This window comes from Eleftheria terrae, assembly GCF_030419005.1.
Lineage (GTDB): Bacteria > Pseudomonadota > Gammaproteobacteria > Burkholderiales > Burkholderiaceae_C > Caldimonas > Caldimonas terrae.
Genome location: NZ_CP106952.1, coordinates 1 through 19,165, shown reverse-complemented (window position 1 = coordinate 19,165; position 19,165 = coordinate 1). Strand labels below are relative to the sequence as shown.

Annotated in this window: 20 protein-coding genes and 1 pseudogene; 17 read left to right on the top strand and 4 right to left on the bottom strand. The window is 71.0% G+C overall.

Going from position 1 to position 19,165, the window contains the following annotated elements; all coding sequences use genetic code 11:
• Positions 1–8: 8 nt before the first annotated feature.
• Genes gspG through N7L95_RS24505 form a run of 12 tightly spaced genes read left to right on the top strand, consistent with a single transcriptional unit; the run spans position 9 to position 11,763 of the window.
• Positions 9–467 (top strand): type II secretion system major pseudopilin GspG, encoded by a 459-nt coding sequence (gene gspG / locus N7L95_RS24560; RefSeq protein ID WP_301260256.1) that lies wholly within the window; start codon positions 9–11, stop codon positions 465–467.
• Positions 468–501: 34 nt separating this feature from the next.
• On the top strand, positions 502–1,755 hold the full coding sequence (locus tag N7L95_RS24555; protein WP_301260255.1) for a type II secretion system F family protein: 1,254 nt from the start codon (positions 502–504) through the stop codon (positions 1,753–1,755).
• Positions 1,752–3,458: a GspE/PulE family protein gene (locus N7L95_RS24550; protein WP_301260254.1), complete on the top strand. Its 1,707-nt coding sequence runs from the start codon at positions 1,752–1,754 to the stop codon at positions 3,456–3,458. The genes N7L95_RS24555 and N7L95_RS24550 overlap by 4 nt, the downstream gene beginning before the upstream one ends.
• On the top strand, positions 3,445–4,905 hold the full coding sequence (locus N7L95_RS24545) for a hypothetical protein (RefSeq protein ID WP_301260253.1): 1,461 nt from the start codon (positions 3,445–3,447) through the stop codon (positions 4,903–4,905). The genes N7L95_RS24550 and N7L95_RS24545 overlap by 14 nt, the downstream gene beginning before the upstream one ends.
• Before the next feature lies 1 nt (position 4,906).
• Positions 4,907–5,551, top strand: a complete 645-nt coding sequence (locus tag N7L95_RS24540) for a hypothetical protein (protein ID WP_301260252.1) — start codon at positions 4,907–4,909, stop codon at positions 5,549–5,551.
• Positions 5,548–6,117, top strand: coding sequence for a hypothetical protein (locus N7L95_RS24535; protein ID WP_301260251.1), 570 nt, complete (start codon positions 5,548–5,550; stop codon positions 6,115–6,117). The genes N7L95_RS24540 and N7L95_RS24535 overlap by 4 nt, the downstream gene beginning before the upstream one ends.
• Before the next feature lie 4 nt (positions 6,118–6,121).
• Positions 6,122–8,506 carry a secretin GspD/PilQ domain-containing protein gene (locus N7L95_RS24530; RefSeq protein WP_301260250.1) on the top strand — a complete coding sequence of 795 codons (2,385 nt, stop codon included), beginning with the start codon at positions 6,122–6,124 and terminating at the stop codon, positions 8,504–8,506.
• A 13-nt stretch (positions 8,507–8,519) separates the two neighbouring features.
• Positions 8,520–8,996, top strand: a complete 477-nt coding sequence (locus tag N7L95_RS24525; protein WP_301260249.1) for a type II secretion system protein — start codon at positions 8,520–8,522, stop codon at positions 8,994–8,996.
• Positions 8,990–9,397, top strand: a complete 408-nt coding sequence (locus N7L95_RS24520) for a type II secretion system protein (protein ID WP_301260248.1) — start codon at positions 8,990–8,992, stop codon at positions 9,395–9,397. The genes N7L95_RS24525 and N7L95_RS24520 overlap by 7 nt, the downstream gene beginning before the upstream one ends.
• Entirely contained in the window at positions 9,387–9,944 is a 558-nt protein-coding gene (locus N7L95_RS24515; RefSeq protein ID WP_301260246.1) for a type II secretion system protein, read from the top strand. The genes N7L95_RS24520 and N7L95_RS24515 overlap by 11 nt, the downstream gene beginning before the upstream one ends.
• Positions 9,941–10,864 carry a rhodanese-like domain-containing protein gene (locus N7L95_RS24510; RefSeq protein WP_301260245.1) on the top strand — a complete coding sequence of 308 codons (924 nt, stop codon included), beginning with the start codon at positions 9,941–9,943 and terminating at the stop codon, positions 10,862–10,864. Before N7L95_RS24515 ends, N7L95_RS24510 begins: the two co-directional genes overlap by 4 nt.
• Before the next feature lie 2 nt (positions 10,865–10,866).
• Positions 10,867–11,763, top strand: coding sequence for a transglutaminase-like domain-containing protein (locus tag N7L95_RS24505; protein ID WP_301260244.1), 897 nt, complete (start codon positions 10,867–10,869; stop codon positions 11,761–11,763).
• Between the two features lie 310 nt (positions 11,764–12,073).
• Here N7L95_RS24505 and N7L95_RS24500 read toward each other — a convergent pair whose 3' ends face one another.
• The 3 genes and pseudogenes from N7L95_RS24500 to N7L95_RS24490 form a co-directional block, all read right to left on the bottom strand.
• A complete protein-coding gene (locus N7L95_RS24500; RefSeq protein ID WP_301260242.1) occupies positions 12,074–12,733 on the bottom strand; it encodes a PEP-CTERM sorting domain-containing protein in 660 nt (219 codons plus the stop codon).
• Between the two features lie 367 nt (positions 12,734–13,100).
• Entirely contained in the window at positions 13,101–13,637 is a 537-nt protein-coding gene (locus N7L95_RS24495; protein ID WP_363324888.1) for a DUF4291 domain-containing protein, read from the bottom strand.
• Between the two features lie 111 nt (positions 13,638–13,748).
• Positions 13,749–14,075 (bottom strand): annotated as a pseudogene (locus tag N7L95_RS24490) (hypothetical protein); the annotation flags it as partial.
• Between the two features lie 231 nt (positions 14,076–14,306).
• Between N7L95_RS24490 and N7L95_RS24485 the strand changes: the two are divergent.
• Positions 14,307–14,768, top strand: coding sequence for a macro domain-containing protein (locus tag N7L95_RS24485; protein WP_301260722.1), 462 nt, complete (start codon positions 14,307–14,309; stop codon positions 14,766–14,768).
• A 154-nt stretch (positions 14,769–14,922) separates the two neighbouring features.
• On the opposite strand, the gene N7L95_RS24480 is transcribed toward N7L95_RS24485, so the two are convergent.
• Entirely contained in the window at positions 14,923–15,954 is a 1,032-nt protein-coding gene (locus N7L95_RS24480) for an MBL fold metallo-hydrolase (protein ID WP_301260241.1), read from the bottom strand.
• 90 nt (positions 15,955–16,044) lie between these two features.
• On the opposite strand from N7L95_RS24480, the gene N7L95_RS24475 reads away from it, so the two are divergent.
• The 4 genes from N7L95_RS24475 to N7L95_RS24460 all read left to right on the top strand — a co-directional run.
• Positions 16,045–16,986, top strand: a complete 942-nt coding sequence (locus tag N7L95_RS24475) for a LysR family transcriptional regulator (RefSeq protein ID WP_301260240.1) — start codon at positions 16,045–16,047, stop codon at positions 16,984–16,986.
• 214 nt (positions 16,987–17,200) lie between these two features.
• Positions 17,201–18,091, top strand: coding sequence for a hypothetical protein (locus N7L95_RS24470; RefSeq protein ID WP_301260239.1), 891 nt, complete (start codon positions 17,201–17,203; stop codon positions 18,089–18,091).
• Between the two features lie 68 nt (positions 18,092–18,159).
• A complete protein-coding gene (locus N7L95_RS24465; RefSeq protein ID WP_301260238.1) occupies positions 18,160–18,747 on the top strand; it encodes a PDZ domain-containing protein in 588 nt (195 codons plus the stop codon).
• 14 nt (positions 18,748–18,761) lie between these two features.
• On the top strand, positions 18,762–19,165 hold a 404-nt coding region (locus tag N7L95_RS24460), incomplete at its 3' end, for a hypothetical protein (RefSeq protein WP_301260237.1).

The window sequence follows — 19,165 nt, the reverse complement described above, 5'->3', positions numbered from 1 at the left end:
AAGGACCTATGTCGACGTTCGAACCGAAGAAGCCGGCATGCAGCGCCTCCCTGTCCAGGCGCGGCGCACGCGGCTTCACCCTGCTGGAGCTGCTGGTGGTCATCGTCATCATCGGCCTGCTGGCCGCCTATGTCGGGCCACGCTACTTCTCGCAACTGGGCAAGTCCGAGCGGCAGACGGCCAAGGCCCAGGTGGAAGGCTTCGGCAAGGCGCTCGATGCCTATCGGCTCGACACCGGCCACTACCCCAGCACCGAGCAGGGCCTGAATGCCCTGGTCGTGAAGCCGGCCGACGAGGCCCGCTGGAACGGCCCCTACCTGCAGAAGCAGGTGCCGGCCGATCCCTGGGGTCGGCCCTATGTCTATCGCTCGCCGGCACAGGACGGCGGCGACTTCGACCTGTTGTCCCTGGCCAAGGACGGCCAGCCGGGTGGCGAAGGTGATGGCGCCGATGTGTCCTACCGCTGAGCTGGCGCCAGCCGGCCCGGCAGCTTGAGATGACATGAAAGCCGCCCCCTCCCTCGGCCCTGCCGCGCCGGCTGCCGCCGCCGGCAGCATGGCCCCGGCCAGCGTGCGGCTGCGCGTGCGCGGTGCGGCATCGCGCGAAGAGGTGCTGGAGTTCCGTGCCGCCAGCACCGCTGAGGCGGTGCGGCAGGCGGCGTCGCGCGGCTTGCAGGTGCTGGCCATCGAGACGCCGGTGCTGCAGGCGAGTGCGGCGGCCACGCGGGCCGGGCGCTTTCCGCTGTTGCTGTTCAGCCAGGAGCTGCTGGCCTTGCTGGAGGCCGGCCTCAACCTCACCGAGGCGCTGGCCGCGCTGCAGGCCAAGGAGCGGCAGCCGGCGGTACAGGGCGTGCTGGCCGAACTGCTGACGGCGCTGCGCGAGGGCCGGGCCCTGTCCGACGCGCTGGGCGAACGGCCGCAGCACTTCCCGGCCGTCTACGTGGCCACCGTGCGTGCCTCCGAGCGCACCGGCGACCTGCCCCATGCGCTGGCCCGCTACATCGCCTACCAGCTGCAGTTCGAGGTGATCCGCAAGAAGCTGGTGTCGGCCGCGATCTATCCGCTGATGCTGCTCGCGGTGGGCGGCTTCGTGACCCTGTTCCTGCTGGGCTACGTGGTGCCGCGCTTCAGCGCCGTCTACGAGTCGGCCGGGCGCGACGTGCCGTGGATGTCGGCGCTGCTGCTCGCCTTCGGCCAGCTCATCCACCGCCACTGGATGGTGGTGCTGCCCGCGCTGCTGGCCGGCCTGGTCCTGCTGGGCTGGGCACTGGCGGCACCGGAGCGGCGGGCGGCGCTGCTCTCGCAGGTGCTGCGGCTGCCCTGGCTGGCACGCCAGTCGGAGGTGTTCCGGCTGGCCCGCTTCTACCGTGCCGTCAGCCTGCTGCTGGCGGCCGGCATCTCGCTGCCGCGCGCCATGGGCATGGTGCAGGGCCTGTTGAGCTCCGCGCAGCAGGTGCGGCTGGCGGCCGCCCGCCTGGCGGTGGAGCAGGGGCAGAGCCTGTCGGTGGCACTGGTGGCGGCCGGGCTGGCCAGCCCCATCGCCGAATCGCTCCTGAAGGTGGGCGAGCGCTCCGGCCAGATGGCCGAGATGCTGGAGCGCGCCGCGCGGTTCCACGACGATGAATTCGCGCGGTGGATCGACTGGGCCTCCAAGCTCCTCGAGCCGCTGTTGATGACCGTGATCGGCGTGGTGATCGGCACCGTGGTGGTCCTGATGTACATGCCGATCTTCGAACTTGCCGGAAGCCTGCAATGACGCTCGCCAACCCTGTGCAGCCGCGCCCGGCGCAGGCCGCGGTGACGCCGGCCCTGCTGGCTGAGGCGCGGGTCCTCGCTGCGGGCCAGGAGCGGCCGCTGCTGGCCTGCCTGGAAACGCTCACCGGCCTGGACGGCCATGCCGTCATGGCGGCGCTGGGCGAGTTGTTCGGCTACCCCGTCCTGACGATGGCCGAGCTGCACGGCCTGCTTCCGCGCTTCGAGCGCATCGGCTATGCCGAATGCGTGCAGCGCCGTGTGCTGTACGGCGCCCCCTCGGGCGGGCGGGCCTGCCTGGTGCTGGCCGACCCCCTGGATGCCGGCTCGGAGCGCTGGGCGCTGGCCCGCATCGGCCTGCAGCCAGGCGCCGGGGTGCGGGTGGTGCTGGCCCATCCGGACGACCTGCAGGCCTACCTGACCCAGCAGGAGAGCCAGCTGCGCGCGATGGACGGCTTCGCCGCCCAGGCCGACGGCGCCAGCAGCGAGGAAGTCGCCGCCGTCATCACCTTGTCCTCGATCAGCGACGACGAGAACCCGGTGGTGCGCCTGGTCAACTCCACCATCTACGACGCCCTCAAGCTGCAGGCCAGCGACATCCACCTGGAATGCGACGCGGGCTGCCTGCATGTGCAGTACCGGCTGGACGGCGTGCTGGTGCCCATCACCCAGGTGCAGGGCCAGGAGATGGCCGAGCAGGTGGTCTCGCGCATCAAGGTGATGGCCGAGCTGGACATTGCCGAGCGGCGAGTGCCGCAGGACGGCCGCTTCAAGGTGCGGGTCAACGGCCGCGACATCGACTTCCGCGTCTCGGTGATGCCCAACATCTTCGGCGAGGACGCGGTGCTGCGCCTGCTCGACCGGCAGTCGCTGACCGAGCAGGCCAAGAGCCTCCGGCTCGACCACCTGGGGCTGGATGCGGCGACCATGGCCGCCATCCGCCGCCTGGCGGCGCAGCCCCACGGCATGGTGCTCGTGACCGGGCCGACCGGCTCGGGCAAGACGACCACGCTGTACGGCGCCATCACCGAGATCCACAACGGCCGCGACAAGATCATCACCATCGAGGACCCGGTGGAATACCGGCTGCCGCGGGTGCTGCAGATCCCCGTCAACGAGAAGAAAGGCCTGACCTTCGCCCGCGGGCTGCGCTCCATCCTGCGGCACGATCCCGACAAGATCATGGTCGGCGAGATCCGCGACGACGAGACCGCGCAGATCGCGGTGCAAGCCGCACTGACTGGCCACCTGGTGTTCACCACGGTGCACGCCAACAACGTCTTCGACGTGCTGGGCCGGTTCCTGCATATGGGGGTGGACGCCTACAGTTTTGCGGCGGCGCTCAACGGCATCGTGGCCCAGCGCCTCTTGCGCATGAACTGCCCGCACTGCCTGGTGGAGGTCGAGCCCAGCCCTGAGGCGCTGCAGGACGCCGGCCTGCTCGGGCAGGACCTGTCCGGCTGGCGGCTGCGCGCCGGCAGCGGCTGCGGCCACTGCCGCGGCACCGGGTACAAGGGCCGCAAGGCGGTGGCCGAGGTGCTGCAGCTCAACGACGAGATGCGTGAGCTGATCGCCTCCCAGGCCCCCATCTCGGTGCTGAAGGAGCATGCCCAGCGCGCCGGCCTGCGCCCGTTGCGTGGCGTGGCCCTCGGCTGGGTGGCCAGTGGCGACACCACGCTGGAGGAGGTGGGCCGTGTGGCGGGCTGACGAAGGCTTGGTGCTGGTGATCGGCGCCGCCGCCGTGCAGGGGGCGTGGCATCGCGGCGCGCGCCTGCTGGACGATGCGGGATCGCTGGTGCCGATCGCCGCTGCGATGGACGCGGCGGCGGGGGCGAGCCTGGCGGCGGCGCTGGCCGCAGTGCAGGCGGCCGTGCAGGCCGCGGTGCAAGGGACGCTGCAGCACACGATGCAGGAGACGGGAGCCGACGGCGAAGCTGCGCCCCACGCCGCCGCGGTGCCCGAGTCCGCCCGCGGGAGCCGGCCGCGCGGCGGCCTGCGCGTGCTGGTGTCGGAGCGCTGGCTGGCCACCGACACGGTGCCCTGGAGCGCCGAGCTGGCCCGCCCGGCCAGCGCGGCCGCCTACCTGCGGGCGCAGCTGCTCGCGGGCGGCTTCGACCTGGGGGCCGACGACGAGGTGCGTTGCGACGAGGCGGGCTGGCGCCAGCCCTGCGCGGCCGTGGCTTTCCCGCGTTTGCTGGTCGATACGCTGCGGTCGGTGGCAGCACGGCACCGGCTGCGGCTGGAGTCCGTCATGCCGCTGGGTGCGGCTGCCTGGCAGGCGTTGCAGCGGGAAGGCGGGCCGCGGCGGCCGGCGCTTGGCGTCCTGGAGCCAGGCTGGCTGAGCCTGTCGCTGGGCAATGAGGGCCACTGGGCGCCGCGCGCCCAACAAGGCCATGACGGGCAGGATGGCCTGGCCGAGCAGTGCCTGGCCGTGCAGTGGCGGCGCCTGCAATTGCGCGAGCCGGCTGCTGCCAGCCTGCCGGAGCTGCCGGTGCTCGACCTGCGCGGCGCGCCGCCGGAGCCTGGCGTGCCGGCGCTGCAGGCGCTCTCGATGCAGGCCTGGTCGCCCCGCGGCGCCACCCCGGTCCACACGGCTGCCGCGCTCGCCCTGGCCGGGCGCCGGGCGCGGCATCCGCTGGATGCGGTGCAGCGGCCGGTGGCCGCGACGCCGCTGCAGCTGGCCATGGTCGCTGCGGCGCTGCTGCTGGCGTCGGCCGCGCTGTGGCAGGCCGCCGGCACGGTGCGGCAGCTGGCGGCGGCCGAGCAGGCCCTGGCCGAGCTGCGGCCCCGGCCGGTGGAGCGTGGCCCCCAGGCCCTCAGCCGCGAGGAGCAGGGCCGGGTCCGGGTGGTGAACGCAGCGATCCGGCAGCTCAACTTTCCGATGGCCGCGCTGCTGCGCGCTGCGCAACCGCCCCGCGACCTGGAGGTGGCGCTGCTGGCGATCGACACCGCCTCCACGCCCGAAGGCGCCAGCGCGCAGTTCTCGGCCAAGCTCACCGCGCAGACGCGCAACGGCGGCGACATGGCCCGCTACCTCGCCTTCCTGGCGGAGCGGCCGCCCTTCACCGGCGCCTACCTGGTTCAGCACGAGGTGGTCGAGGTGGAGGGCCGCGCCTGGTATCGATTTCGAGTGGACGTGACATGGCAGGACTGACATGGCCGCACTGATGCAGGCCGCAGGCGGCATCGCCGCGAGCCGCGCCGGATGGACCGTGCGCCGGGCCCTGCGGGCAGCCTGGCGCCGTTGGGGCGCCCTGGGCGGGCTCGTCGCCTGCTGCCTGCTCGCGGCGGCGATCGCGCAGGCCAGCCAGCGACAGCAGCTGGCCCGCTTGCTGCAGGTGCAGGCGCGCTGGGTGGCTGCGCAGGCCGAGCCGTCGCAGCCGGCCTTGCAGCCGGTGGACGACGATCGCTCGCGCCTGGGTGCCTTCGATGCCTACCTGCCGCCATCGCAGGACATGGCCGCTGCCTTGCAGGACCTGCTGCAGCTGGCCGAGCGCGAGGGCCTGGTGCTCAAGCGCGGCGAGTACAAGGCGCAGCCGGAGCCGCAGGGCGGTTTCCTGCGCTACCGCATGACGCTGCCGCTGCGCGGCGACGCGCAGGCCATCCATCGGTTCATGACCGGCGCCCTGCGCCAGCAGAAGACGCTGGCGCTGGAGTCCGTGCAGTTCAAGCGCGAGCATGCCGGCAGCGGCGAGATCGAGGCGCGCATGCAATGGGTGCTGCTGACCCGCCTGCCGGGGCGTGCCGACGGCCCCTCAGCACCGCAGGCGGCAGCCGCCCTGGCCGGGAGCGGGCGATGAAGCGGCAGCACCTGGCACTGGGCATTGCCCTGGCGGCCACCCTCCTGGCGGCCTACTTCGCGCCGCAGGAGGAGGCCGAGCTGGTGGCGCCGGTGGCGCGCAGCGGCGGGGCCGCGCCGCCGTCGGCGGCCTCGGCGCCGGCTTCGCCGGCACGGCAGGCCGCGGCCCATGTGCTGCGCATCCGGCCGCGCGACGGTGGCCCGGCCGATGGCGAAGACGCCGGCGACTGGCCCTTCGCGCGCGCCGGGTGGTCACCCGCGCCGGCGGCGCCCGTGCCGGCGGCGGCTGCCACGGTGGTGGCGGCGGTCGCGGCCCCGGCGGCACCGCCCGAGCCCGCCGGCCCGCCGCCGCTGCCGTTCACCGTGCTGGGCCGCTATGCCGAGGCCGGTGGCGGCGAGCCGGTGGTGTTCCTGCAGCACAACGACGAGAGCCTGGTGGTGCGCGTCGGCGACACGATCGCCGAGCACTACAAGGTGGAAGGACTGGAGGGCGGGGTCCTGACCCTGCTCCACCTGCCGACGAACCAACGACAGACCCTGGACCTCGGCAGCGGGCAGGGAGGGTGAGAGCTTGACGAAAATTGCAGAAGCAAGACCGCGGCAGCAGCGGGTGTTGACCGGCGTGGGGGCGTGGCGCAGGCCGGCCGTGCTGCTCGGCCTGCTGGCGCTGCTGGCCGGCTGTGCCGGCCCGGCGGCCTACCGGCAAGGCCGCGAGCTGCTGGCCGAAGGCAAGGTCAACGAAGGCCTGGCCAAGCTCGAGGAAGCGGTGAAGCACGAGCCGCGCAATGCCGAGTACCGCATTGCGCTGTCCACCCAGCGCGGTTCGGCCGTGAACCGCCTGGTGGCCAGCGGCGAGGCGGCCCGGCGCGAGGGGCGCCCCGCGGATGCCGAGAAGGCCTACCGGCAGGCACTGGCCATTGACCCCCACCATGCGCTGGCCCAGCAGGGGGTGGAGGCGGTGGTGGTGGACCGCCGGCACCGCCAGCGGGTGGCCGAGGCCGAGGCGCTCTTCAAGCAAGGCGGCGAGGCCAACCTGCAGCAGGCGCTTGACGCGCTGCGGCCAGTGCTGGCGGAGAACCCGCGGCAAAAGGAGGCGCTGCACCTGAAGGCGCGCATCGAGGAGGTGCAGGTGCGCGAGCACAAGGCCGAGGCGCGGCTGGCGGCGGTCTACCGCAAGCCCATCACGCTGGAGTTCCGCGAGGCGCCGCTGCGCTCGGTGTTCGACGTCATCGCCAAGGTGTCGGGGCTCAACTTCTTCTTCGACAAGGACCTGCGGCCCGACCTGAAGGCCAGCATCCTGGCCAAGAACACCTCCATCGAGGAGGCGGTGCGCCTGATCCTGGTGACCAACCAGCTCGAGCAGAAGGTGCTGAGCGAAAACACCGTGCTGATCTACCCCAACACGCCGCAGAAGCTGAAGGACTACCAGACCCTGTCGGTGCGCACCTTCTACCTGACCAATGCCGACGTGAAGGCGGTGTCCAACACCATCAAGACCATCGTGAAGACCAAGGACCTGGTGGTCGACGAGCGGCTGGGCCTGATCATCATGCGCGACACGCCGGACGCCATCCGCATGGCCGAGCGCATCGTCGCGCTGCAGGACCTGAGCGACCCCGAGGTGATGCTGGAAGTCGAGGTGCTGGAAATCAAGCGCTCCCGCCTGCTGGAGCTGGGCATCCAGTGGCCGGACCGGCTCAGCCTCTCGCCGCTGCAGGCCCAGGGGGCCAGCCTGACGCTGGACGCCTTGCGGGGGCTGGACGGCCGCAGCATCCAGGCCTCGACCGGCGGCTTCACCATCAGCGCACGCAAGGAGGACCAGGACGGCAACATCCTGGCCAACCCGCGCATCCGCGTGCGCAACAAGGAAAAGGCCAAGATCATGATCGGCGACCGGGTGCCGGTGATCACGACCACCTCGACCTCGACCGGCTTCGTCTCCGAGTCGGTCAACTATGTGGACGTGGGCCTCAAGCTGGAGGTGGAGCCCAACATCTACCTCGACGAGGAGGTGGCCATCAAGATCAACCTGGAGGTCTCCAGCCTGGTGCGCGAGGTGCTGAGCAAGAGCGGCAGCCTGTCCTACCAGATCGGCACCCGGGGCGCCACCACCGTGCTGCGGCTGAAGGACGGCGAGACCCAGATCCTGGCCGGCCTCATCAGCGACGAGGACCGGTCCACCGCCAACAAGGTGCCGCTGGCCGGCGAGCTGCCGATGCTCGGTCGCCTGTTCGGCAGCCGCAAGGACGACACGCAGCGCAGCGAGATCCTGCTGTCGATCACGCCGCGGGTGGTGCGCTCCATCCGGCGGCCCGACCTGCTGAGCGCCGAGTTCGAATCGGGCACCGAGAGCAGCGTGGGCAGCGACAGCCTGCGGCTGCTGTCCGCCCCGCCGCCGGCCGAGGCCGGTGCTGCGAAGGAGCGGGCAACGGGCTCGGCGCCGACCGTCCCGCAGGCCGGCACGGCTGGAACGGCTGGCACAGCGAGTGCGGGCGCCGCTGCTGCGATGCCGGCTGCTGCGGGTGCCGGCGCGGCGCCGCAGTTGAGCTGGCAGCTGCCGGAGCAGGTGAAGGCCGGCGAGCAGTTCACTGCGGTGCTCAACGTCACTGCGCCGGAGGCCCTCAAGGGCCTGCCGCTGCTGCTGGGCTATGACGCACAGTCGCTGCAGGTGGTGAACGTGCAGGAAGGCAGCTTCCTGAAGCAGGGCAATGCCACCACCACCTTCAGCCACCGCATCGACGCGGCCCAGGGCCGGGTGTTCGTCGCCGCGGTGCGGCAGGCCGCCTCGGCAAGCGACACCGGCGTGAACGGCTCGGGCAGCGTGGTGGCCGTGACGTTCAAGGCCTTGAAGGCCGGTACCGCGCCCAGGCTGCGGCTGCTGTCGGTCTCGCCCGAGCCGGCGCCCGCAGTGCCGGCCGCGCTGCCGCCCGAGCGGTCGGTGCAGGTGCTGCCGTGAGGCGGGGCCGGGCATGAGGCGCGGGCAGCGCGGCTTCACCTTCATCGAGCTGATGGTGACGCTGGCCATCATGGCGGTGCTGGCGCTGGTGTCGGTGCCACTGGCGCAGACCGCGCTGCAGCGCGAGAAGGAGCGGGAGCTGCGCTCCGCCCTGATCGCGCTGCGCGAAGCCATCGACGCCCACAAGCGCGCGGCCGAGCAGGGCCGCATCGAGCTCAAGATCGGCGACAGCGGCTATCCCCGCACGCTGGAGAGCCTGGTGGAGGGTGTGCCGGACCAGCGCAGCCCGGTACGCCAGCCGATGTACTTCCTGCGCAAGCTGCCGCGCGACCCCTTCCATCCCGACGCGAGCGCCCCGGCGGCGGCGACCTGGGGGCTGCGCAGCTATGCGTCGCCGGCCGATGACCCGGCCGAGGGCGAGGATGTGTTCGACGTGTACTCCAAGTCATCCAAGGTCGGCATGAACGGCGTGCCGTACGCGCAATGGTGAAGCAGCCCCGGTCCATCTCCGGCGTGGGCCCTGCCCGGCGCGGCTTCACCCTGATCGAGATGCTGGTGGTGATGGCGGTGGTGGCCTTGCTGATGACGGTGGCCCTGCCTCGCTACTTCGGCGCGCTGGAGCGCTCCAAGGAGGTCGCGCTGCAGGAGAACCTGAGGGTCATGCGCGTGATGATCGACCGCTTCAACGCCGACAAGGGCCGCTACCCGGAGCAGCTGAGCGAGCTGGTGGAGCAGCGCTACCTGCGTGCGGTGCCGGTGGACCCGATGACCGAGTCCGACAGCAGCTGGATCACCGTGCCTTCCAGCGACCCGGAGCAACCGGGCATTGCCGATGTGAAGAGCGGCGCGAGGGGACAAGCCAGTGACGGCCGCTCGTTCGATGCCTTCTAGCTCGCAGCCGCTGCGCCGGTGCCGCCAGGCCGGCTTCACCTATGTGTGGATGCTGTTGCTGGTGGCCTTGCTCGGCCTCGGCACCGCGGTGGGCCTGGATGTGGCGGCGACCGCCGAGCAGCGCGAGCGCGAGCGCGAGCTGCTGGCCATCGGCCGGCAGTTCCGCAACGCACTGGGCCGGTACTACTCGCGCCACAGCGCAGGCATGGGCGAGTACCCGGCCAGCCTGGACGACCTGCTCAAGGACAACCGCACGCCCGGCATCACGCGGCATCTGCGCAAGGTGTTCGTGGACCCCATGACCGGCAAGGCCGAGTGGGGCGAGGTGCGGCTCAACGGCCGCTTGGTCGGCCTGCATTCGCTGTCAACCAGGACGCCCATCAAGCAGGACCGCTTCGAGCCCGACGACATGAGCTTTCGCAACGCCCGGAAGATCAGCGACTGGGTGTTCACCTATCCCCCTGACCTGCTGCTGCGCCTGCCGCCGGACACCGCCTCCGGCCTCGCGCCGGCGGCCAGTGCCGCGGTGCCGCCGCCTTTGCCATGACCCGAGTGCCTCTTCCCGCTTCCGTCGTTGCCCGATCGATGGCGCTGGTCTGCCTTGCGCTGTGCCTCCACGGTGCCCGGGCGCAGCGCCACGACGGCACCGTGATGCCGTCCGCGCTGCAGGGCATTGCCCCGGCGGGCGAGCAATGCCGGCGCGACCCGGTGGCCGCAGCCGATACCGCTCGCGCGGGCCGTGAGGCCGCGCCGGACCTGTCCTGCGCCTGGACTGTCCAACAGCTGCAGGCGGCCAGCGGCCGTGCCGGCCTGCTGCTGGCCGACACCCGCAGTGCGGCCGAGCGGGACGGCTACCGCATCCCGGGCAGCATGCCCGTCGGCCTGACGGAGCTGCGCAGCAAGCCCTACTGGCGCGACAAGCCGGTGGTGCTGGTTGGCAACGGGCAGGGCGAGCGCGAGTTGTACGCCGCCTGTGCCGAGCTGAAGCAGCGCGGGTTCCGCGAGGTGCACGTGCTGCGCGGCGGCATGCCGCGCTGGCTCGGTGAAGGCCAGCCGGTGGAAGGCCGTCCTCCGGCGGCCGGCCGCCCGGGGCTCCTGGATGCCGCGGGCCTGTGGCAGGAGAGCCGCTTCGAGGGCAATGTCGTGTTGATCGCTGCCGAGCAGTCGGCCCTTCAGAGCGACCTGCCCGAGGCCCTGTTGCTGCCGCAGATGAACCTGGCATCGCTGAAGGCGGCACTGGCCCGCCGGGCTGCCGAGCTGCGACGCGCGCCATTTGCCGCGCTGGTGCTGGTGGCGCCGGCCGGCACGCCGGACGCCACGGTGGCCGAATGGCAGCGGGGCTTGCAGCCGGCGCCGGTGTGGGTGTACCGCGAGCCGGCGCAGGTGTTCTTGCGCTACCTGCGCAGCCAGAACGCGGTGTGGCTGGCGCAGCAGCGCGGCCCCAAACAACCGCCCTGCGGCCTGTGAGCATGGACCGGTCGCCTTGCACCGGCCGTCGTGCCTGGCTGCGTGCCGGTGCCGCCTGCCTGGCGCTGGCAGGCGGTGCTGCCCGGGCATCTCCGCCGGTCCTGCAGGGCCCGGCCGGTGTGGTGGTGCCGCGGCAGCTGCGCTTTGCCCTCACCTTGAGCAACCCCTTCGGACGCGAGCTGGGACCACAGCGCTTGTGGATGTACCTGCCGCTGGCCGAGACGCCGACGCAGCGGCTGGTGGCGGCCCGGGTCTCGGGCGAGCACCGCCTGCATCGCGATCCGCTGCGCCATACGGTGCTGGAGTTGCCGCTGGACCGGCTCCCGCCCTACGGTGCCCGCACGCTGACGCTGCTGCTGGATCTGGAGATGCGGGACGCGCCGCTGCCGGGCGACCTGCCCGAGCGTGCGGCCTGGCTGGCGGCGGAGCGCTACATCGAAGCGGACGCGCCAGCGGTGCGCCGGCTGGCGGCCCAGCTGCGCCGTGCCGACGAAGCCGCCACGGCGCGCGCGATCTACGACTGGGTGCGCCAAGGCCTGAGCTATGCGGGTTATGTCGAGAGCGACCAGGGTGCGCAGCAAGCCTTGCTGGAAGGCCGCGGCGACTGCACCGAGTACGCCTACCTGGTGGTGGCGCTGGCCCGTGCGTGTGGCATTCCGGGGCGGATGGTCGGTGGGTTTGTGGTGGATGCGAATGCTGCCCCCAAAGCCGAGGACTATCACAACTGGGCCGAACTGCACTGGGACGGCGCCTGGCGGCTGGTGGACGCACAGAAAGGCCACTGGCTGTCGCCTGCCGAGCACTACGTGGCCTTTCGCCACTACCGGGACCGGCCGGTGAACCCGATCGGCCTGGCCCATCGCTTCAGGGTGGAAGGCGAGATGCAGGTGCGGCTGTAGGCCGTGTGCCGGCCCTGGCCAGGCAGAGCCGTGCCGGCGGCGCGAGCCCGCTTCCCGCCAAGGGCGGCTGCCCGTGATGGAAGGGGGCCGGGAAGCGTCGGGAACGGGGGGCGCCCTCCCAACGAGCCGGCCGGTGGTGGCCCGGACCGGCCTGTCGGCCATGGAGGCGAGGACGGGGCCGAAGCCGCACGGCCGCTTGCACCACGCTGGCGTATGGCAGCCCGGGCCAGTCCACCGGCACTGCCGTGCGCGGCAGTACCGCGTGGTCCCCGGCTGGGCCGGCGCCTTCGGCACGGTCGGCCACACGCCATCAGCCGGCATGCCGCTGCCGGCGGTTCCTCCAGGCGGTATGCGCCAGCGTGGCGCCGAGTCCGGCGAGGAGCAGGCCCCAGGTTTCGGGTTCCGGCACGGTGGCCAGGTAGAGGTTGTCCAGCGTGAACTCGTAGTCTGCCGGGCCGCCGCTCGGATTCACGATCGGCGTGAAGGTGACCGAGCTGAGCCCCTCCCAATCGAGCAGCACGGTGGTGAACCGGGCCGTCTGCGGCATGGTGACGGTGTGGTGGAGATCGGGCAGCCCGGCACGGGTTCCGGTCAGCACGACGGCACTGGCCCAACGGAACCAGAGCGAGGGCTCGGTCCAGGAGCCGGCGATGTCGAAGGCGCGCAGGGAAAACGGGCGGTGGTTGCTGGCCGTGATTTCAAACACCGAGTCGTTCGCCGAAAACAGGTTGGGCGTTCCGTTGTTGATCAGGTCCGGCTGATACGAGCCGGCCATCACAAAGTAGCCTCCTCCGGTGAGGGTGAAATCGAAGCCGGCTTCGGAGTACCGGGCACCGATGCCCTCCAGCACGACATGGGGGGCGTCGTCGAAATCGACGGTCGGAAGGCGTCGGTTTCCGGCGTCGGCGTGCAGCGCACAGAGCGCGGCGACCAGGGGCGCACCAAAGCGCAAGGCGGATCGGGTGGACATGGGCAGTTCCTTCATCTGGGCAGACATGGAATCCGCGTGGCATGGAAACGCCGACGGTTCACATTCGGCGATTGATTGCGCACGGGACGTCCACTCTGGGGGAGGGCTGGAACTTGGTCACCTGGCATATCTTCTTGCTGCGGAAGACGGCCTCGCTGGACCGAGTCCATCGTGGAGCTTGCGCTGACGACGCTGTGGCCCGCCCCGCACCGGCCTGGCAGCCAGCGGCGAGAGGAGACGCAGGGGCCGGCGAAAGATGCAGGGCGCACCGGCATGTCGGATCCGCTGGCGTGGAAGGAGGCGGCTGGCGGGTTCGGCGAGTGCCCGTCGCTGGCCAGCCGCGTGGCCAGGTAGCGCCAGCATCGGTTCACCCGGATGCGCGGGCCGCATCGGCGCCTGCGCTGTACACCCGCTCCACCGGCGTCACCAGTTCCGCCGAGCCGTCGGTGGCCCACGGGCGTTGCGACGCGACGAACTCCGTCATGTCGATGACCTCCAGCAAGCCGTCCGTCGTCATGGCCTTGAGCATCGAGCCGCGCAGTCCCAATTGCACCGCACGGCGCGTGACCGGGGCACCGCTGGGCGCGTGGTCCGGGTCCCATTGCAGGCGGACTTCCGACCCTGCGACCGCCTCAGCCCAGGCTTCTCGCGTCGCATGGTGGCTGGCGCTGAAGGAGGAGGCCACCGCCTGTGCCAGCACCTCGTCGAAAAACGCGCGCCGCAGCCGCAACGCCAGCACCATCTGCTGGCCTTCCTTGGTGCCCCATCCGCAGCGGTACATCATCCACAGGAAATTCGGCTTGATCCAGCTCATGCGAGAAAAGCGGTAGTCCGGTCCACCGAAGCGGCCATGCTCGATCGCATAGCGGGCAATGCTCGGCCGGTATGCCTGGTAGACGATCACCGACTCGTCGTCATGGTGCGCCAGGATGTGCTCGCCCGATGCCGGCCACACTGCCTGCTGCTCGAGGTAGGGCGCGACCGGAAGGGGCGGCTTCAGAAGATGGCTTCCCCGTGCATCGAACTGCCAGGCCACTTCGATGGGCCCCACGATCTGGTCGTTGAACGCCTCCAGCTCCTCGGCCGGCACCCACCATTCGGTGTGGTGGCTGGCGCCCACCCGCTGCACCGGATAGCGCTCCATGAAGGCGCGCCGCACCCGGAAGCGGGTGACGAACCCTTCTCCGCTGCTGCGCACATTCCAGTCGCGCGCGATCTCAATGGCATACCGCTCATCGCTGACCGGATAGAAGATCGGTTGGTCCGGCAGGCGCGCCGGCCAGCGCTTGAAGCCGGAAGCAGCGACCAGGGCGAGCTCCTTCGGGCCGGTCGGGCGGTACATCACGATGGTCGGTTCACGCGGCTCGTTGGGGCAGACCACGGAGGATCGGGGCTCACTTGAAAGACGGCCAGCTTCGCCACCTTGGTTGTACAATGCAACTTTCACAAGTTGTACAATACAACCGAAATGCCGAGTTGGCAATCGATCCCCGGCGATCGCACCCTGCCGTGTACCGAGGGTGCTCATGCCGAGCGCCATCGGACTGAGTCAACGCCTCACCCTCTACACATGATGAAGACGATCACCGGTGATCTCCTGGATCTTGCCGTGGAGGGACGCTTCGACGTCATCGTCCATGGCTGCAATTGCTTCTGCAACATGGGCGCCGGCATCGCCCGGCTCATCAAGCAGCGCTTCCCGGCCGCCTATGCCGCTGATCTCGCCACCACCAAAGGAGACCGCGGCAAGCTCGGCACCTTCAGTGCCGCGGAAGTCCACACCGAGGGCGTGAGCTTCGTGATCGTGAATGCCTATACGCAGTACGACTGGCGAGGTGAGGGAGTCAAGGCCGACTACGCCGCCATTCGCAGCGTCTTCGCCGCGGTGCGTGAGCAGTTTGCGGGCCGGCGCGTGGGCTATCCCTTGATAGGCGCCGGTCTTGCAAGGGGCGATTGGACGCGTATCGCCGCCATCATCGATGCGGAGATGCAGGGCGCGGACCACACATTGGTGACCTTGCCCACCGCAAGCTGAACCGGAGCGCCCTCCTCGGCGCGTGATAGCGCGCGAGCTCGGGCTCGGTCGCTGCCGGCCGGGCTGGCCGTGCCGGCGCTCTTCATCCAGTGGCTGCCACCGCGCACAGGACTGGAGTCGTCCCGTGTGGCCTCGCCCTTTCCGTGCCGGCGGCTCAGTCCCGCAACCCGGACACCGAGTAATTCACCGGCACCCAACCGTAGCCCCGGCCGATGGCCCGCACCCGACCCAGGCCCGGAAAAGCGACATGCGCACTGGCGATCAAGGTGCCCTCGCGGGCGGCCGCAGACAAGGCCTGCCGGCGCTGCGCGGCGGCTCCGTCGTGGTCGATGTCGAAGCGGATCGTCACACCCGGCCGTGGGAACTGCACGTCCTTGGCATGGATCAGGTCGCCCCAGACAAGCAGGCGCTGTCCCTGGCTGCGGATGTCGTAGAACGAATGCCCCGGCGTGTGGCCGTGTGCGGCCACGGCCCGGATGCCGGGCACGATCTCGGCACCCGGCTCGAACGGTTGCACCCGCTGGCGTGACAGGTAGGGCGCCAGCACGGCGGCCGCTTCTGCGAAGGCGTGGCGCTCGCTCTCGGGCACCTGTTGCGCGTGCTGGGCATTCAGCCAGAAATCATGGTCGCGGCGGTCCATGCGCACCACCGCGTTCGGAAACACCGCCTGCCCGTCGATGGTCAGCCCGCCGGAGTGGTCGCCATGGATATGGGTAAGCAGGATCAGGTCCACGTCCTCGGGCCGGTAGCCGGCCGCCTGCAGGTTCTTCACCAGGCGCCCGCCGGCCGTCGGCCCGAAGAGGGCGCCCGCACCGGTGTCGATCAACACCAGCTGGCTGCCGGTGTGGATCAGGTAGGCGTTGATGGAGGTCTCGACCTGCGGTGTCAGGAAGGCTTGCTGCAGGAGTCCTTCGATCGTCGCCGGCGTGGCGCGCTTCAAGAGGCGGTCCAGCGGAATGGTCACCGTGCCGTCGGACAAGGCGGTGACCTCGAAGTCGCCCAGCATCATGCGGTAGTAGCCCGGCGCCTGGGTGCGCACCTGAGGTGGCGCTGCCAGCGCGGCGCCGGCGGCCGTCAGCGCCAGTGCCGCCGACAGGCCGGTACCGGCCGCGAGAAGCAAGTTGCGCAGCGAGCGGCGAAGGGAGTCGCGAGGGGAGTGGCGAAGGGAGAGGGACGGAGTGCTCATCGGTATGTCGATCACGGGATCGTCAAGGTTGCGGAACAGACCGGAGGAATGATCCAATCCGGCTTCTCATCACGCCAATCGATTGATCTGATGACCAATATCAGGGAACGCGATTTCAGGGGCCTGGACCTCAACCTGCTGGTGACGCTGCTGGTCTTGCTGCGAGAGAAGAGCGTCTCCCGAGCGGCCGCCTGCCTGCACCTGGGCCAGCCCGCCGTCAGCGGCGCCCTGGCCCGCCTGCGCGAGTGGTTCAAGGACGACCTGCTGGTGCGCAGCAAGGGTGGCATGCAGCCGACCCTGCGCGCCCGCGAGCTGCAGGCGGCACTTGGACCGGCGCTGGAGGAAATCCAGGCCGCGGTGTCGCGGGTGCCGGTGTTCGAGCCCCGCAGTGCCACCCGCACCTTCCTGCTCGGCCTGCCGGACTGGGTGGATGCCTGGCTGCTGCCGCCCTTGCTTGCGACGCTGCAACAGCAGGCGCCCGGCGTGAAGCTGTCGGTGGTGGCGACCGACCCGTTCCGCGTCGCCGAGATGCTGTCCGGCGAGGAGATGGACCTGGCCGTCGGCGCCTTCGCCGAGGGGCCGCCGTGGCAGCGCACCCGGCCCCTGCGCAGCATGGGGTTCCGCTGCGTCTGCCGGCCGGGTCTGGTGCGCGGACGCCAGGCCCGCCTGTCGCTCGAGCAGTACACCGCGCTGCCCCACCTGCTGGTGACCTACCGCGGCGCCTTCCACGGCACGGTGGACGAGGCGCTGGCGCCACTGGGTCGGGCGCGGCGCGTGGCGTACACCAGCCCGCGCTTCTCGTCGCTGCCGCCGGTGCTGCAGCAGGTGGCCGCCCTGGCCACCGTGCCGGAAGTGCTGGCGCCCCTCTGGCAGCGCGACTTCGGCCTGATGTCGTGGCCGCTTCCCTTCGACATCGCGCCGTTCACCGTGTCGATCGCGCACCACCGCACCCGCGACCGTGATCCGGCATTGCAATGGCTCTGTGGCGTGATCGAGTCGCTTGCCGTCGATGAGGGGCGCGGCGCGGGCTGAGCGCGCTGCCGGGAGGGCGGGCATGGCTTGACGCGAGATGCAGCGCGGCCAGCTCACGCCGCCCGGGTAAACCCGCACGTTTACCTGTTTGAGGCGCCGGCTCCATACAAGTCATCCCTCGTCGCGGCGATGACACTTTGCGCTGGCGGCCGGGGTCCGCAGGGACAGCGCAGATGCACCGGCTCGTCGACATCCACGCAGAAGGAGTAGACGTATGTCCATGCAGTTCAATCGAGCGCTGAAGGCGATGACGGGCCTCGTGCTCGGCACCTGCGCGCTGATGGCGGCGGCGCAGACCAGCTTCAGCAGCACGTACACCGGTGGCACCGGGTCTTGCGGCAGCACCTACCGCATCACCGGCAAGGAGCCGAGTGCGCCGGGCAAGTACCCCGTGTTCGTCTACATCGGCGGCACCGGCGAAAGCTACCGCAGCAACTGGGCGGAGGCCGCCATCGACGCCGCCGTGGCGCGCGGCATGGTGGCGGCCAGCGTGGAGTACGACAACGGCACCTTCGGCAGCTGCACGACGATCAGCTCGCGTGCCCGCTGCATCTTCGACCCCGCCAGGGCCAGCAGCGCCATCGCGCGCCTGTGCGCGCGGGACAAGGCCGATTGCGCCAAGGGCGTGGTCACCGGCGGGCTCAGCCAGGGCTCCATCATCTCGGTGCTCTCGCGCAACCACGAGCCGCGGGTGCAGGCCTCGTTCGGCCAGGGCACCGGCACGGCCTACAGCGTCTACGACCTGAGTGCCTGCATGGCCGACGGCCGTCACACCCAGAGCAGCGACCGCCTGCGCATCATCAACGGCGAACGCGACCTGTTCGTCGGCGGCACCGAGGCCAGTGCGCGCGCCTCGGCGCAGCGCGTCACCGGCCTCACCGGGTGCTCGGGCACCAGCTGCTTCCGCAGCAACGGCTCGGGCTGGGCAGTGGTCAAGGACGCACAGGTGGCCGACCTCTATGCCGACCATTGCTTCATGGGGACCGGCGGCCTCTATGGCAACCAGTGCCTGGGCCTGCTGGTCGACCCGTACTACGAGTATGGGTCCGGCGCCTGGGCGCTGCCGGCCACGATGGACTGGCTGAAGAGCTTCACCCAGCCATGAGCGAGGCCGCAGGTTCGGCCGGCGCACGCAGGCCAGGCTGGCACGCTGGTGGACGTACCGCGGCTGCCGTGACCGTTGCACTGGCGCTCGCGGCGACACTTGCATGGTGGGGCGCCGGCCCCGTCGCGCAGGCGCCGCTGCCCGTTGGCCGGCAGCCTCTGCCTGAAGCGGCCACCGGTCGGCCCGCCGGGGAGTTGCCGGCGGTGGCGGAAGCAACGGGTACGCACGCGGCGCTTTCGCGCGGGCCGGGTGGTGCGGGGCAGCCGTCTGCCGCCACGCCCCCGAGCGTGCGGCGGCCTGACCCGGTGGCCCGCGCTGAAGAAGCGCTGGAAGGCGACCTCCGTGCCCTTAACCGGGATGTGAACGTCGCGCTCCTCACCTCGCGCAGGCCGCGGCTGGCCGAGGCGCTGCTGCGCGAGGTGGCGCTGCAGCCTGGCGCCCGCGGCGGCTTTGTCGTGCGGCATGTGCAGCCGGGCAGCCCTTCGGCGCGGCTCGGCTTGCGCGCGGGCGATCTCCTCTACACACTCGACACGGCAGCGAATACCGCCGTCGACGAGCAATCCATGGTGGCCTTGACGCAGCAAACGACGATCGAGGTGGAGGTGTGGCGCGACGGGCAATGGGTCACACTGGTGCTGAACCTGAACCACGACTAACCGGCGAACCAGGCATGGCATCGAAGGCAGGCGGCAAGGCGGCGGACCGGCGGGCGGCGTCCCCGGGCAGTGCCCGGCGGGAGCCCGAAGGGCACATCCGCATGTACAGCGGCGAGGGCTGCCTGCTCACGCTGTGCAGCTTCCGTGGACCGATCCTCAGGCACAACGCCCAGGTGCTGATCGCCCTCGGCGAGCCGCCCCTGGTGCTGGGCGCGGGCCGATCGACCGGGGCCGGCGGCTTGGCGGCCGTGCGGCCGTTCACCGAGCTCCGGTTCGACGGCAACGGCGGTCCTTTCGCCTGCATCGACATCCTGCCCACGCATCCGGCATGGCGGGTGTTCCAGCAGATCGCCGGTGATGGCGTGATGTGGCTGCCGCCCGAGCGCTATGGCGCCTGGATCCGCCGGCTGCGCGAGTT